Annotated in this window: 10 protein-coding genes; 3 read left to right on the forward strand and 7 right to left on the reverse strand. The window is 44.9% G+C overall.

Translation table 11 applies throughout. The features are described from left to right. Positions 1-59: 59 nt before the first annotated feature. Positions 60-749, reverse strand: coding sequence for a DUF2786 domain-containing protein (locus OCV36_RS06350; protein ID WP_029224752.1), 690 nt, complete (start codon positions 747-749; stop codon positions 60-62). 209 nt (positions 750-958) lie between these two features. Continuing rightward, positions 959-1,642: a DUF3334 family protein gene (locus tag OCV36_RS06355; protein WP_017072928.1), complete on the reverse strand. Its 684-nt coding sequence runs from the start codon at positions 1,640-1,642 to the stop codon at positions 959-961. Between the two features lie 222 nt (positions 1,643-1,864). Here OCV36_RS06355 and ydiJ point away from each other — a divergent pair, with 222 nt between their 5' ends. The 3 genes from ydiJ (at position 1,865) to OCV36_RS06370 (ending at position 7,217) form a co-directional block, all read left to right on the forward strand. Next, positions 1,865-4,900, forward strand: a complete 3,036-nt coding sequence (gene ydiJ / locus OCV36_RS06360; RefSeq protein ID WP_135454741.1) for a D-2-hydroxyglutarate dehydrogenase YdiJ — start codon at positions 1,865-1,867, stop codon at positions 4,898-4,900. Positions 4,901-4,966: 66 nt separating this feature from the next. Continuing rightward, on the forward strand, positions 4,967-5,428 hold the full coding sequence (locus OCV36_RS06365) for a methyltransferase family protein (RefSeq protein WP_135454743.1): 462 nt from the start codon (positions 4,967-4,969) through the stop codon (positions 5,426-5,428). A gap of 151 nt (positions 5,429-5,579) precedes the next feature. Further along, positions 5,580-7,217 (forward strand): trypsin-like serine protease, encoded by a 1,638-nt coding sequence (locus OCV36_RS06370; protein ID WP_135454782.1) that lies wholly within the window; start codon positions 5,580-5,582, stop codon positions 7,215-7,217. A 121-nt stretch (positions 7,218-7,338) separates the two neighbouring features. On the opposite strand, the gene OCV36_RS06375 is transcribed toward OCV36_RS06370, so the two are convergent. From OCV36_RS06375 to hutI, 5 genes are all read right to left on the reverse strand, one after another. Continuing rightward, positions 7,339-8,064: a DUF3581 domain-containing protein gene (locus tag OCV36_RS06375; RefSeq protein ID WP_010438254.1), complete on the reverse strand. Its 726-nt coding sequence runs from the start codon at positions 8,062-8,064 to the stop codon at positions 7,339-7,341. A gap of 226 nt (positions 8,065-8,290) precedes the next feature. Continuing rightward, positions 8,291-9,823, reverse strand: coding sequence for a histidine ammonia-lyase (gene hutH / locus OCV36_RS06380; protein ID WP_017072924.1), 1,533 nt, complete (start codon positions 9,821-9,823; stop codon positions 8,291-8,293). Positions 9,824-9,837: 14 nt separating this feature from the next. Beyond that, on the reverse strand, positions 9,838-11,532 hold the full coding sequence (hutU, locus tag OCV36_RS06385; RefSeq protein ID WP_054547392.1) for a urocanate hydratase: 1,695 nt from the start codon (positions 11,530-11,532) through the stop codon (positions 9,838-9,840). Between the two features lie 72 nt (positions 11,533-11,604). Beyond that, the gene (gene hutG, locus OCV36_RS06390) at positions 11,605-12,669 is read right to left on the reverse strand and encodes a formimidoylglutamase (RefSeq protein ID WP_135454745.1); all 1,065 of its coding nucleotides are present in this window, start codon (positions 12,667-12,669) and stop codon (positions 11,605-11,607) included. Further along, positions 12,656-13,906, reverse strand: coding sequence for an imidazolonepropionase (hutI, locus tag OCV36_RS06395; RefSeq protein ID WP_135454747.1), 1,251 nt, complete (start codon positions 13,904-13,906; stop codon positions 12,656-12,658). Before hutI ends, hutG begins: the two co-directional genes overlap by 14 nt. Positions 13,907-13,989 lie beyond the last annotated feature (83 nt).

Raw genomic sequence — 13,989 nt, forward strand, 5'->3', positions numbered from 1 at the left:
TAACAATGTGCTGAGGAAATGTAAAGAGCAAGCATTATGATTTAGCTAAATGACATGCTCTACGATTTGGTGATTTTTTTCACTGCTTGGGCACCGCCAACTGGGCGGTTAACCGATAATTTACGACCTTTCTTCAAGCCAACTTCATAGTCTGCGGTGAGGTTCTTCATCGCTTCTCTGAGTTGTTGCTTAAAGGTTTCACGATCGATGTTTTCGAACTCTTTATCAATGTAGTTATTGATTTTGTTGTTTGATTCGTCGTCTGGAGTAATGATTGGTAACTTCTCAAGAGCACCTTCTATCCAACCAGATACGTAAGAATTAACGCGACGAGTGACTTCGAGAGTTCCTGTGCCAGACCCTGCAAAGCTGTTTCTGAATTGACCAGTATGCTCGTTTAATTCACGATAAATAATATCGAAAGCAAAGGCTGCGAAGATTGCTCGGTCGGCTTCGCCAATAAATTCCACACGTTTGAGACCTTTGTGGTTCAGTAACACAGCTTCTACGCCAAACTTAGTGTTGATACCACGAATAACGCGCAACAGAGTCGAGCTGATATTTGCCGGCAAAAGATGACTGGATTGAGTTTTCCCCATCTTGATAAATTCAATATCGTCTTTTTCGAGACCATATTTCAGCATCAAGTTATGCGCCATCTTTATTGCATTGGCCGCTTCATTGACGTTCGCTGAATTTCCAAGCTCAAGACACTTGGCTATTTTCTTTAGGGCTTTTTTCTTATCCATCGACTACTTAATCATTACCGCAAATTTTGAAAAGTCCGACATTTTACATGTTTTGCTATCTAACAGAAAGCCTAAACTCGTTTGGATATCATTAAAAAGGTTCTGGAGGGTGTGTAAAAGGTAATGTTGAGAGGCTATATAAAAACGCCATCAAGAGTATTGATGGCGTTCGTGACACGATTTGTCAGAATGACTAGAGTTTTAGCTAACTAGATTCCAAGTTCATCAAGTAAATCTGCTGCAGAATCATTGCCTAAGCTTTGTGTTGGCTTCTTCGCTTCCTGCATTTTTTTCTGAGTCGCTTCTAAGATGCTGTCTGGACATTCGTCCTCGGCGATTTCAAATTCTTCCAATTGGATGAATTCTGTCTTATCCATTGCAAGCTCTAGGTAGAAGATGTTGTTGTTTTCAGTCGAGAAGGTGACACGACGAGCTTGTGGGCGATCGAGGTTAGTATCAACAGAAAGGTTCACTTGTTTGTTGAGTGCTAGCATTTTTGGTTGATTTTGCGTGATGTTGGTTTGCAGTTCTTTACGAATCTTGTTCGTGAAATCACCGACAAGCTGGTTCATTAACTCACCCAATACATCGCCTACTTCGTCTGAGGTGTGCAGTACGGCTAATTCATCTTCTGGCATGCCCATGTTACGCATGTAATTGGTGTAGATCTCTAACGCCGCTTTTGACGTAAAATTGATAACAACAAGACCAGAGAAGCCACCGTCAAATAAGACGAAACAACCAAAATCTGGCTTCAGGCTCGTTTTGTTGATCTTTTGAACCATAGCTGAATAGGACACTTGAGAAGCCGTCGCTGAAGTGAGTACGCTTGAGACTGATTGGCATAGCTTAAGAAGAATATCTTCAGTTGTGACTGTTTTGTTTTTTTTCATTGTGATGCGCTCATGGAGATGTCTTTAACAAAATGTTATTCAGTATATTGTGACTGAATCAAGACGAAAGTGACTATTTCTCCATTCTTGCATTGAGATTCTGATTTGATCACCTTTTTATATGATCTTAATAGTAGTAAAGTGACGAAATTCAAAGAAAATTACTAAAAATCTCAGATAACCCAATGCTGATAGGATCAGCGAAGTAGGGGCAGGAAGCAAATGTTACCAAGACTTCAACTCAATGCTGATGTCGATCCAGTTGTCGTACGCTTTTTAGATGAACTAAAAACAGCGGGCTTTACTGGCGACATTGAATCTCAATATTCTAGCCGTTTGGCTGTGGCGACTGATAACAGTGTTTATCAGCAATTGCCGCAAGCGGTCATTCTTCCCAAGACAACACACGATGTTGTATTGGTCGGTAAAGTGGGTGCCAAATCCGCTTACGAACGTGTGACCTTTTCTCCTCGCGGAGGCGGTACCGGAACTAACGGTCAATCGTTAACAAAAGGTGTCGTGGTTGACCTTTCGCGGTACATGAACAAGGTTCTTGAGATAAACGAGAAAGAGGGCTGGGTAAGAGTTCAGTCTGGCGTCGTTAAAGACCAATTGAATGATGCAGTACGTCCCTACGGTTATTTTTTCTCTCCTGACCTATCAACCAGTAACCGAGCAACCTTAGGTGGCATGATCAACACCGATGCTTCGGGCCAAGGTTCATTGAAGTACGGCAAAACGTCAGATCATGTTCTATCACTGCAAGCGGTGTTTGCCGATGGTTCATGCTTAGAATCTGATTTATCACATGGCTTGCCAGTTGAAGGTGAATTTGCGCACCAGGCACTTGCGGTTACTGAGGCGGTGTGTCGAGATAAACGCGCTCAAATCTTGAATAAATTCCCACCGCTGAACCGTTTCTTAACAGGTTACGACCTAAAGAACGCAATCAACGAACAAGACGACAGCTTCGACTTGACTCGCGTCCTATGCGGCGCGGAAGGCTCATTAGCCTTCATTACGGAAGCAAAGCTCAACCTCACGCCGATTCCAAAAGCGCGCACACTGGTCAACGTTAAATACAACACGTTTGATTCTGCGCTACGTAATGCTCCGTTCATGGTAGAAGCGAAAGCGTTATCAGTAGAGACTGTCGATTCAAGAGTATTGAACTTAGCGAAGCAAGACATTGTGTGGCACACCGTGAGCGATTTGCTTATGGATGTTCCAAACAAAGAGATGCTAGGCATCAATATGGTTGAGTTTGCAGGCCAAGATGAAGCGGAAGTCGAACAACAAGTCCAAGCGTTAACTGCTCAACTTGAAAGCATGCTTGAAACCGAAGAAGCGGGTGTCATTGGTTTCCAAGTGTGCAGTGATTTGGCGAGCATTGGCCGAATCTACAACATGCGTAAGAAAGCGGTGGGTTTATTAGGTGCGGCTAAAGGCCGAGCTAAGCCGGTCGCTTTTGCTGAAGATACCTGTGTACCACCGGAAAACTTGGCCGACTTCATTTCTGAATTTAGAGTATTACTCGATTCAAAAGAGTTGAACTATGGCATGTTTGGTCACGTGGATGCGGGCGTACTGCATGTTCGTCCGGCTTTAGATTTGTGTGACCCGATGCAAGAAGCATTAATGCACGAAGTCTCTGATGAAGTGGTTAAGCTGGTGGCGAAATACGGCGGCTTGATGTGGGGGGAGCACGGAAAAGGCTTCCGCTCTGAGTATGGCCCAGACTTCTTCGGTGAAGAACTGTTTACCGAATTAAGACGTGTTAAAGCAGCGTTCGACCCGCACAACAAGATGAACCCAGGCAAGATCTGTACGCCGTTAGAAAGCGACGCTGAATTGGTGAAAGTGACCGATACCAAGCGTGGTTTCTACGACCGTCAGATCGACGTACAAGTTCGTGATAGCTTCAAACAAGCGATGGAATGTAACGGCAACGGTTTGTGCTTCAACTACGATACGAGCTCGCCAATGTGTCCTTCGATGAAAGTTACGGCTGACCGTCGTCACTCACCAAAAGGCCGCGCAGGCTTGGTAAGAGAGTGGCTTCGTCAGTTAACTGAGCAAGGCGTCGATATTCTCGATTTAGAGCAAGAAGCGCTGAAAGACAATACTCCGGTCAAAACCATGATTGATCGCGTTCGCAATACCATGAACAAACGTCATGAATACGATTTCTCTCATGAAGTTCACGAAGCGATGAATGGCTGTCTTGCATGTAAAGCGTGTGCGAGCCAATGTCCGATCAAAGTTGATGTTCCTAGTTTCCGCTCTCGATTCTTAAACATCTATTACTCGCGTTACCAACGCCCAGCAAAAGACTATTTAGTTGCCAACATTGAAACCATGCTGCCGCTGATGGCGAAAGCGCCGAAAGTTGTGAACGCAGCATTGGGTCAAAAGTGGATACAAACCGCAACGGCTAAAACGGTCGGTTATGTTGATGCACCACTGATGTCGGTGCCTACGCTAAAAAATCGTTTGGCGAGCAAAGAGCTGCAACTTTTCGACTTGCAGTACTTAGAAGGCTTGTCTTCTGATCAGAAGAAACAGCATGTGTTAATCGTTCAAGACCCGTTTACTAGCTTTTATGATGCAGAAGTGGTTGAAGACTTCGTTACTCTGGCTCAGAAGCTTGGTAAAACACCGGTACTACTGCCGTTCAAACCCAATGGAAAAGCGCTGCACATTAAAGGTTTCTTAAATCGTTTTGCACGTGAGGCGAAATCTACATCGGATTTCTTGTCGATGGTGGCGGATATCGGTATTCCTCTAGTGGGTGTCGATCCGGCACTGGTACTTTGTTACCGCGATGAATACGTCGAGATTTTGGCTGACAAGCGTGGAGATTTTGATGTACTAACGGTGCACGAATGGTTGCTACCATCACTAGGTGAGTTTGAAGAGCGCTCTGTAAGTGAAGAAATGTGGTACTTGTTCGCTCACTGTACTGAGAAGACCAAAATGCCGAACGCTGAAAAAGAGTGGGGGGCCATTTTCAAACACTTTGGTGCTGCGTTAACCAGCGTTCCTGTCGGTTGTTGCGGTATGGCAGGTACCTTTGGTCACGAAGTCGATAAGTTGCAAATGTCGAAAGATATATACGGTTTAAGCTGGAAGCCTCAAATGCAGGACTTACCAAAAGATCGCTGCTTAGTAACGGGTTATTCCTGCCGTAGCCAAGTGAAGCGCTTTGAAGGTGAAAAGCTTGCACACCCATTACAGGCGTTAGCCAAAATTCTTTAATACATTTAGCCCAGCAATTGCTGGGCTTTTTTCTAAACTAACAAAGGAATGTTAAGAAGGAAAAATATGAAATTTCTAGAATTAAAAGTCCCACCCGTTGCTCTGTTTATATTGATATTCGTCGCATCTTATTTCAGTGCTCATCAGCTAAGTACAGGAGCGGTATTACTACCTTACAAGATCATCGTTTTAGGGGGCGGAATTGCATTGAGTGGTGTGGTTGGATTAGCCGGTATATGGGAGTTTCGAAAACAGAAAACCACCGTTAACCCGATTAAAGTAGAAACCGCTTCTTCGGTCGTGGACAGTGGTATTTTTGGTTACACACGAAACCCAATGTATCTAGGGTTATTCATCCTACTGTTTTGCTTTGGCTACTTCTTCCAAAACCTGTTCAGTGTTTTACTCAGTTTTGTATTCGTAATGTATATGAATCAGTTCCAAATTAAGCCAGAAGAATGTGCTCTAGAGCAATTATTCGGTGCGGAATATGTTGATTACAAACAAAAGGTTAGACGCTGGATCTGATGTGTATTCAGATACAACTAAGTGATTAGATAAGAATTATTATCGTTTGGTTGATCTATATCACAAATTAATGTGGTTTTAGTTTCATATTGATTTTTTATAAAATAGTCTGCGCTTCATTATTAAAATGAATAAAGGCTAGGTAATGAAAATTGTTCAGGCGAAATGGTTGTCGCTAGGTGTCTGTGTAGTGAGTCTGTCTTCAACGTCGGTGTTGGCAGATGTTTCAGCTCGAATTATAAACGGTAAAGAAGCAACACAAGGGAATTGGCCATTTATGGCTGCGCTAGTCTCAAGGAACGTGAACGCTTATGACGGTCAGTTTTGTGGTGCGAGTTTTATTGGTGAACAATACGTATTAACTGCAGCCCACTGTGTAGACGCGATTGGCAGTGAAGATTTAGATGTGGTGATCGGTGAATCAAACCTCTCTTCAACTGAAGCTAAGTATCGTCGATACCGTGTACGTAATATTTATATGCATAATTATTACGATCCATCAAGAATGAGTAATGATATTGCTATTATTGAACTTGATGAAAAGCCATCACAGTCTCTGGTTAACCTGGTCGATGGTTATACTCGTGGTAACTTGAACGCTGGCGAAATGCTAACGGTAATGGGTTGGGGTGATCAGAATTCCTCAGAAGATGTGTACTCGTCGAAGAGCGAACTGTACCAAGTTAATGTTCCTTTGGTTAACCAGATCGAATGCAATAATGTTCCTTACCGTGGATATTCCTCCATTGGAGATGATGCTTTTTGTGCTGGTTACAGTGATGGTGGCTATGATTCATGTCAAGGTGACAGTGGTGGTCCAATTGTTATTTCGAGCAATGGAAAATATGAACAACTGGGTATTGTAAGTTGGGGTGAGGGTTGTGCGCAGGCTGGCGCTTACGGTGTCTATACTAATATCAGTCATTTTGACGATTGGATTGATGAGCAGACCATGGGTTTTAGTTACCGTCCAGCCGAAATGCTAGGCGTAAGATCATTGGGAGAAAACTCTCACGTATTTAAATTTCATAACCAATCTGATCAAACAGTTGTAGTCACTCAAATTTCTCCTACTTCTGCTACGAATATAGCCATCGCTCATAATGGATGCCAAGGTTTAGCTATGTCTCAATGGCAAGTTTGCGAAGTTATTGTTAATTACAATATAGACTCTGTTGGTGAGCATGAATTTGGCATTGATGTTCAAACTGACGCATTAGTAGGTACTGTTACTTCAAAGGCTTCTGTAATAGGGGCAAGCATTGCAACGAGTGCCATGGCGGCTTTAGGGGACGTACCTAACAGTGGCGCTTATAATACTGAAATTTGGGATGTAGAAGGACGAATTATAGCTTCACCATCCATTGGTAATGGTGAATCAACAACCTTCATAGTTGAGGGCATTCCTAGTGGCACGGTTTCGTTTGATCTCACTGCATCGACGGAAGAGCAGTATGATTTTGTTGAGCTCTACAGCAATGGTAAAAAAATAGACAGAGTATCAGGTAAGTTTTCTGGCTCAGTCAATCTGCCGTTGGTTAGAGATGCTGATAACAGCTTTATGATTAGATATGTTAAAGATTGGTATGGCTCTGAAGGGAACGACAGAGTGATAATTAAAAACTTCACGTACAGCGAAGAGATAAAGATATCTAAGTCTGAGGGAACACAGAACGCAAAAAGCTCAGGTGGCGGCAGTGGTGGTTCACTGGCTTGGCATTGGTTACTCGTCCTTTTCGGTGGTTTGATTGTACGAAAGTTACCTTCGCCACTGAAGTTCAAAAATTAACTAGTACAAATATAATTTGATGGTTAAAAACTAAAAAGCCCAGCTTGAGGATATCAAGCTGGGCTTTATTGATGTTGTTCTAGAGTTTATTTACAGCAAGATGTGTAAATAAGGATGCTGATTAAGCAGCAGCTGCGAACTGAGCTAGAAACATCTCTTTACGCTCGTTGAAGCGGTTTACTAGGTCGTCAACAGAAGCTTGGTCGTATGGCTTAAGGCCACTTGCTACCATGCGTTTTACGCCTTTACCTACTACTTCGCCGTCTTCTTTGAAATCAAAGTTCAGAGTCACGATGCCACGCTTGCCTTCAACATCAAAAGTCGCACCAGAGAATTCAACTTCTGGGTGAGATAGGTCTAGGCGAGTAAATTCAACTTCCATGCTCTCGTAAATCACAAGAGGGCGTTGGCAGTTGATCATCATCTGTTGCTCTTCCATAAGAGGAACCATGATATGTGGGAAGTTCATACCAGAGAACTTAACGTAGTTTGTTACTACGTGCTCAATGAACGCTTGGTCGTGGCTCTTTTCACCTTCACAAGACATGTGTAGGTACTCTTTGCCTTTCTCGTCAACCAGTGAGCTTTCTTTCTCACACTTGTTGTCAACGCTAAGCGCAATACCGTTACCAACCATACCAGAAAAATCAAAACGCATTTTTTGGCTGATGCCTTCTTTTTGCAGAAGCACTGCAAACAAAAGATCGCCAGGCACGCAGAAGCGCTTGTTGTCTTCATCGTGAATTGGGTTGAAGTCAGCGGCTACTTTTTTAGCAAAGTGGCTAGCTTGTTCACGAGTGAATTGAAATTGATTGTCTTCAGTTGAAAAGTAAGGTGTCAGAAACATAGTATCGCTATTAGTCATCAAATCTGGCGTGGATTATAGCTAACTAACTTCGATCTAATGGTCTATCCAGTTAACTTTGTTTATATATCAGTCAATTAGATAAATACGTTGGATGGTATGTGACGATTTTTAAGAGGGTATGGTCTTTGACTCAATGCAACAAGGGCTAATCAATAGCCCTTGTTTATACAACACTTTAAGAGGTGTTATTTAGAGTGTTTCTGCTTTAAAAACTACACAGAGTGCCTTCTGGCATTAGATGGTTATGAACGGACAACTTAAGTAACAGGTTTGCTTGTTCAATATCAGGTGAGAAGTAGCGATCTTTGTCGTAGAAGCTGACCTTCTCACGCAGAATTTGTTTCGCCTCTTCTACGCGAGGAGACGAAAGGTTTGGCGCTCGGAAGTCTAACCCTTGTGCTGCAGCTAAATATTCTACGGCCAAAATCCCTCGTGTATTTTCGGCCATGTATCTAAGCCTGCGTGCTGCGAAGGTTGCCATCGATACGTGGTCTTCTTGGTTTGCAGAAGTTGGTAGGCTATCTATTGACGCTGGATGAGCCAGTGTTTTGTTCTCACTCGCCAATGCTGCAGACGTTACCTGAGCAATCATAAATCCTGAGTTCACGCCGCCGTTATCGACCAAGAAAGGTGGAAGTTTGCTTAGCGCGCTATCGATTAACAGTGCCATTCTTCGTTCTGACAAGCTACCTATCTCGGCGATTGCCAATGCAAGGTTATCGGCTGCCATTGCGACGGGTTCGGCGTGGAAGTTACCACCTGAAATGATGTCACCGTCTTCAGCAAAAACAAGTGGGTTGTCGGATACGGCATTTGCTTCAATGTTTAAGGTTTCTGCTGAATTACGAATCTGCTGTAAACACGCCCCCATCACTTGAGGCTGGCAACGCAGCGAATAAGGGTCTTGAACCTTTTCACAACAAGTGTGTGATTCACCAATTTCACTCTTTTGATCAAGCATATGGCGGTAAGCAAGGGCTGCATCCATTTGGCCACGGTGACCACGAACGCGATGAATACGCGGATCAAACGGACGACGACTACCCAGCGCGGCTTCAACAGACATTGCACCACACACGGTTGCAGACGCAAACAAGTCTTCAGCTGCGAACAGACCTTCTAATGCAAATGCTGTCGATGCTTGTGTGCCGTTTAACAGCGCTAAGCCTTCTTTTGGCGCAAGCGTGATTGGCTCAAGGCCTGCGATCTGCATTGCTTCTAAGCCCGTGATGATTTTGCCGTTGTGACGTGCTTGGCCTTCACCTAGTAAGACTGTACTCATGTGGGCTAGGGGAGCGAGATCTCCTGAGGCACCAACCGAGCCTTTTTGAGGAACACATGGGTAAACCTGCGCGTTCACTAGATCGATAAGGGCGTTAATCACTTTCAGGCGAATACCCGAGTAACCACGAGACAAGCTGTTAATCTTTAACACCATCATCAAACGCACAGTTTCATCAGACATGAATTTGCCGATTCCCGCTGCGTGAGAAAGCACGATACTTTTCTGTAGTACTTCTAAATCTTCAGGCGCAATCTTGGTATTCGCTAACAAGCCAAACCCCGTGTTGATACCATAAACAGTGCGATCTTCAGCAATCACTTGTTCGACTACGTGCATGCTCGCTTCAATATCAGGAATCGCTGCTGGGTCGAGTGATAAGTTAACAGGGCTACGACTAATTTTACGGAGCTCAGGCAGGCCTAGAAGTCCTGGTTTAAGTAATAAATTCAACATGTTCTCTCCAGAAATTAAAGGCGACGAAGTTCTTCGTTTAGCATAGGTAAATCAAGCTTTTGCTCTTTGGCGCACTGCTTGGCAATATCGTAACCCGCATCAGCATGACGCATAACGCCGGTTGCTGGGTCGTTGTGAAGTACGCGAGCAATACGCTGTGATGCATCTTCACTGCCGTCACAGCAAATCACCATTCCTGAGTGTTGTGAGAAGCCCATGCCAACGCCACCACCGTGGTGCAGAGAAACCCATGTTGCACCGCCTGCAGTATTTAGAAGGGCGTTCAATAGAGGCCAATCTGATACGGCATCTGATCCATCCATCATGCCTTCTGTTTCACGGTTCGGGCTTGCTACTGAGCCTGAATCTAGGTGGTCTCGGCCAATAACAACCGGCGCTTTCAGTTCGCCATTTTTAACCATTTCATTGAATGCTTGGCCTAAACGCTCACGATCTTTCAAGCCAACCCAACAAATACGAGCGGGTAGGCCTTGGAACTGAATACGTTCACGCGCCATATCTAGCCAGTTGTGTAGATGTGGGTTATCTGGAATCAGTTCTTTTACTTTTTGGTCTGTTTTGTAGATGTCTTCTGGGTCGCCAGAAAGGGCAGCCCAACGGAACGGACCGACGCCTTCACAAAATAAAGGTCGTATATATGCGGGAACGAAACCTGGGAAATCAAATGCATTCTCGACACCTTCTTCCAATGCCATTTGGCGAATGTTATTACCGTAATCTACAGTCGCAGCACCACGGTATTGTAGGTCCAGCATAGCTTGAACTTGAATAGCCATAGATTGCTTAGCGGCTTTCACTACTTTCGCTTCATCAACTAAACGTTCTTGTGCTGCTTTCTCCATCGTCCAACCTTGAGGCAAGTAGCCGTTCAGCGGATCGTGGGCAGAGGTTTGGTCTGTCACTACGTCAGGGGTGATATTGCGTTCAACTAACTCTGGGAATACATCAGCAGCGTTGCCTAATAGGCCAACAGAGATTGGTGTGTCTGATTCTTTAATCATTGCCATCGCTTCATCTATGCTGGTGGCTTTTTTGTCTACATAGCCAGTACGTAAGCGATAGTCGATCCGTGATTCATCACATTCAACAGCTATCATCGAGAAGCCTGCCATTGTTGCCGCGAGAGGTTGAGCACCACCCATACCGCCAAGACCACCCGTTAGAACCCACTTGCCGTTTGCTTCGCCTTGGAAGTGCTTCTTCGCGATAGCGACAAACGTTTCATAAGTACCTTGAACGATGCCTTGAGAGCCAATGTAGATCCAGCTGCCTGCTGTCATTTGGCCGTACATCATCAAGCCTTCTTTATCGAGCTCGTTGAAGTGCTCCCAATTTGCCCAGTGCGGAACAAGGTTCGAATTCGCAATCAGTACGCGAGGTGCATTCTTGTGAGTTGGGAACACACCTACAGGTTTACCAGATTGAACAAGTAACGTTTGATCGTCTTCTAAACGTTCTAATACTTCGACAATCTTGTCATAACATTTCCAATCGCGCGCAGCGCGACCAATACCGCCATACACAACCAGTGCATGTGGGTGTTCTGCCACATCAGGGTCTAGGTTGTTCATCAGCATACGCAGTGGTGCTTCTGTTAACCAAGATTTAGCGCGCAAAGTGGTGCCATGAGGTGCGCGAATTTCGCGAGTCGTGTCGAGACGAGGGTCACTGTTGTGGTGTTCCGTCATTTTGGAATTCCTTCTGTTTCACGTTATATCGTTGTAGTTGTAGTTGTAGTTGTAGTTATCGGTATAGCTGGATTAGTCGTTGGCCATTGCACTGGCTATATCCCAACACAAACGTGCCGCCAATCGCGCCGTTTGGCCATCGATGTCGTAGTCTGGGTTGTATTCTGCAATGTCCGCGATAATGAGTTTTTCACTGTGTTTGAAAATCTGTTCTAGAAAAGGCGCGAGTGCTTCATAGCTCACGCCTCTTGCTGCTGGTGCACTGACACCTGGCGCAGTCGCCGCTGGGAATACGTCAAGGTCGATAGTGAGATAGAGGTAATCACACTCAGCGATGAATTTTTGCAACTTAACCAGTTGAGCGACTTGGTTAACTTGGGTCATGTTTCGGTCGTGTTCATACCAAACGCCCAGTTGGTCGGCTTTGTTAAACAGCGCTTTGGTATTGCTTGCCGCGCTAACACCAAGGCAAGCGTATTTGAACGGCCATTGGTGCTTGTGGCAGTAATCGCTGATCTGGTTAAAAGGCGTGCCTGAACTGGGTTTAACGTCGGCGATGTCGCTTTCAAATTCACGAAGATCAAAGTGAGCATCAAAGTTAACGATGCCTATTTTAGGTTTGTGCACTGGTTGATCTTTATCAAGGCGTTCCGCTTTGTGTAGGAGTTCCGTTTGATGTAAATGCTCAGCGAGACCTTGAAACGACGCCCAAGCCACTTCGTGACCACCGCCAAGGGTAATCACTTTGTTTGTTTCTAAAGCATTGGTAATCACAGAAGCACACTGTTTTTGGCTGACTTCTAATTGGTCATCATTGCACTCGATATTACCAAGGTCCGAGATGTGAGCGTCACTGTGCCAAGCCATATTAGCTAAAGCTTGGCGAATCAGGTTGGGTGCTTGTTTCGCGCCCACTCGACCTTTATTTCTTGCAACGCCTGCATCGCTGGCAAAGCCAACCAAAGCGATAGTGCCATCAGTAAGCTCGTTACTTAAATCACTACTTTGCACTTGTTTAGTAATGTGATGTACGCGTGTGCCGAGTGCGCCATCTTCAAGGTCATTGCGTCCCGTCCACACAAAGTTATGTACGGTTTCTGCGTTCTTTTGAATGCTGTTGGACTTAGATTGAGTCATGACACACCTCGCCATTAACAATGCGTTTATGCAGATGAGGAACACCAACTTGATAGCTTAAGTCGGCAGGGTGATCGATATTCCAGATAGCTAAATCAGCGGCATAACCCACTTCGATTTTGCCTTTGGTTTGCGAGTCGCCAATGGCAGCGGCAGCGTTGCAAGTTACACCCCGCAGCGCTTCTTCAGGCGTCGTACCAAAAAGGGTGCAGCTCATGTTCATCATCAGCGTTAAATCAGCAAAGGGAGAAGTGCCGGGGTTTAAGTCGGTCGCGATCGCCATTGGGATATTGTGTTCGCGAAGTAGGGCGACTGGCGGTTGTTGAGTCTCTTTCAAGAAGTAGAAAGCACCGGGAAGTAAAGTGGCAACTGTGCCTGATTCCGCCAGTGCTTTGACTCCGGTTTCATCAAGGTATTCAACATGGTCAACAGAGAGTGCGCCGTATTTAGCTGCAAGCGCACTGCCACCCATATTAGAAAGCTGTTCTGTGTGGCCTTTAATTGCGAGCCCATGTTTTTTGGCTGCGGCAAATACACGTTCGGTTTGTTCTAGGTTGAAGCCGATAGATTCGCAGAACACGTCAACCGCATCAGCTAACCCTTGTTCCGCAGCTTTAGGAATGATCTCTTGGCAAACCAAATCGATATAGCTGTCCGGTTGTTCTTTATATTCAGGTGGCACAGCATGTGCTGCAAGGAGAGTGGTGGTGATCTTAATACGACGATGATTCTCTAACGCTTTAGCTGCGTGTAACATCTTGAGTTCATCATCAAGCGTCAAACCATAACCAGATTTTACTTCGATGCTGGTTACGCCACTTCTTAGCAGACCATCTAGTCTAGGTAGTGCCATTTCAACTAGTTCGGATTCTTGCGCTGCGCGTGTCGCGGTTACTGTCGCTAGAATGCCGCCGCCTTGCTTGGCGATGTCGGTGTAAGACACACCATTCAAGCGCTGTTCAAACTCGTTGGCGCGATTACCTGCAAATACAAGGTGAGTGTGGCAATCAATCAGCCCAGGGGTGACTAACTTGTTTTTGCAATCATAGGTGATGTAATCCGCAGAGCTATCAGTGCTCGGTTGTTCTACCTCAGAAGCATGTGCCTCGTGGTTTGAACAAGAGATGGACACGATCTTACCGCTTTCGATAACGATATTTTGAGGGGAAGAGGGCTGATAACCGTCGACTCCCGAACTCATGGAGACCACTCGTGCGTTTTTGAGGATCAAATTCATAATCACCTAGATCTTTGCTAAACATTAAATGTATATACAAATAAATAGGCTAAACGATGACCCGAATCAAGTTGATGTTGCAA

The sequence above is a fragment of the Vibrio echinoideorum genome, assembly GCF_024347455.1.
In the GTDB taxonomy this organism is placed as follows: Bacteria; Pseudomonadota; Gammaproteobacteria; order Enterobacterales; family Vibrionaceae; genus Vibrio; species Vibrio echinoideorum.

Coding starts and splice junctions, on each gene's coding strand:
- OCV36_RS06350 (WP_029224752.1), bottom strand. CDS start 749: ATGGATAAGAAAAAAGCCCTAAAGAAAATAGCCAAGTGTCTTGAGCTT.
- OCV36_RS06355 (WP_017072928.1), bottom strand. CDS start 1,642: ATGAAAAAAAACAAAACAGTCACAACTGAAGATATTCTTCTTAAGCTA.
- ydiJ (WP_135454741.1), top strand. CDS start 1,865: ATGTTACCAAGACTTCAACTCAATGCTGATGTCGATCCAGTTGTCGTA.
- OCV36_RS06365 (WP_135454743.1), top strand. CDS start 4,967: ATGAAATTTCTAGAATTAAAAGTCCCACCCGTTGCTCTGTTTATATTG.
- OCV36_RS06375 (WP_010438254.1), bottom strand. CDS start 8,064: ATGTTTCTGACACCTTACTTTTCAACTGAAGACAATCAATTTCAATTC.
- hutH (WP_017072924.1), bottom strand. CDS start 9,823: ATGTTGAATTTATTACTTAAACCAGGACTTCTAGGCCTGCCTGAGCTC.
- hutU (WP_054547392.1), bottom strand. CDS start 11,532: ATGACGGAACACCACAACAGTGACCCTCGTCTCGACACGACTCGCGAA.
- hutG (WP_135454745.1), bottom strand. CDS start 12,669: ATGACTCAATCTAAGTCCAACAGCATTCAAAAGAACGCAGAAACCGTA.
- hutI (WP_135454747.1), bottom strand. CDS start 13,906: ATGAATTTGATCCTCAAAAACGCACGAGTGGTCTCCATGAGTTCGGGA.